This window comes from Aquitalea sp. ASV15 (assembly GCF_016429115.1).
Classification (GTDB): domain Bacteria; phylum Pseudomonadota; class Gammaproteobacteria; order Burkholderiales; family Chromobacteriaceae; genus Aquitalea; species Aquitalea magnusonii.
Genome location: NZ_JAELTZ010000116.1, coordinates 1 through 1,316, shown reverse-complemented (window position 1 = coordinate 1,316; position 1,316 = coordinate 1). Strand labels below are relative to the sequence as shown.

Annotated in this window: 3 protein-coding genes; all 3 read right to left on the bottom strand. The window is 63.3% G+C overall.

The window, feature by feature from the left end:
• Positions 1-121 (bottom strand): VOC family protein (locus JHD64_RS21050; RefSeq protein WP_199055548.1); only part of this gene is annotated, 121 nt, incomplete at its 3' end.
• Positions 122-173: 52 nt separating this feature from the next.
• On the bottom strand, positions 174-884 hold the full coding sequence (locus tag JHD64_RS21045; protein ID WP_199055546.1) for a M48 family metallopeptidase: 711 nt from the start codon (positions 882-884) through the stop codon (positions 174-176).
• A partial coding sequence (locus JHD64_RS21040; RefSeq protein WP_199055544.1) for a 1-acyl-sn-glycerol-3-phosphate acyltransferase occupies positions 844-1,316 on the bottom strand: 473 nt, incomplete at its 5' end. The genes JHD64_RS21040 and JHD64_RS21045, both read right to left, overlap by 41 nt.

Genomic DNA, 1,316 nt, shown 5'->3' with positions numbered 1-1,316 from the left:
GGGTAAAGCGGCCTTCCGGGTAGTCCTGGCGGCGCAGCAGGCGCATGCCCAGTACATCCTGGTAAAAGGCCAGCGAACGTTCCAGATTGCCGACGCGCAGCATGGTGTGCAGAAATTGCATGATATGACTCCTGTATCGAGTAAACCGCCTGCGCTCACGACCGGACAGGCGACTAGCCGAAACGAAACAGGCTACTCCCCTGTTGTTTCAGCCAATGGCGAGCATTTTTCCAGTCGGGAAACAAGCGGGCGGTTTCCGCCCAGAAGGCGGAAGAATGGTTCATGTGCAGCAAATGCGCCAGCTCATGGGCCAGCACATAATCGATGATGGGCAGCGGGGCCTGCATCAGCCGCCAGTTCAGACGGATATCGCCGCGGGCGGTACAGCTGCCCCAACGGGTGCGTGCCGATGACAGCGACAGCTTGCCCGGCTGACGCGGGCAGTGCGCGGCCAAATGGCCCAGCCGCTGGGCAAAGCATAACTGGGCCTGACGCTTGAGCCAGGCGCTGACCACGGTCTGCAGGCCAACCGTGTCGCCGGGGGCAATACCGCACACCTGCAGCACTTCGCCGTCCAGCCGCGCCGTGCGGCGCTGGCCGCCCTGCAGCTGGATGGACAGTTGACGTCCCAGATAGGACAAGCTTGTCAGATCAGCCAGTTGCTGTTTTTGTTCCCGCTGCATCACCACATGGCGGGCAATCCAGTCCTGCCGCGCCAGCAAGACCTCGCGCAGACGAGCCTGGCTGATGCGTGGATGGGCAATCAGCTCCACCCGGCCATCGGCAATGCGGATGCCGATGCTTTTGCGCACCCGTCGTATCAGGTGCACATCCACCGCGCCCTCAGGCAGCGGCAGGATGGTCCAGGCGGCGGCGCTTGTCATCGGGATGGGCAAAGGGACCGACGCCGCCAATCTCGCGCTGGCGCGCCTCGATCCACTGCTGTGCCTGCTGGGTCATGGCCTCGGGGCCAACACCGTCTTGCGGGCGGATGGCCGGGCCGATCACCACGGTGATCTCGCCCGGATATTTCAAAAAGGCATTGCGTGGCCAGAATTCGCCGGCATTGTGCGCCACCGGCACCAGCGGCATGTCCAGCTGGCGTGCCATGCGTGCCGCACCATGCTTGTATTTGCCGGCCACACCCGGCTTGGTGCGGGTGCCTTCGGGAAACACGGTAATCCAGAAGCCGTGTTTCTTGCGCTCCAGCCCTTGTTGCAGCATGCGGTCATTGGCGCGGGAACGGTCGGAACGGTTGATGGCAATGGGGTTCATCAAGGCCAGGCCCCAGCCGAAGAAGGGCAACCACAGCAGCT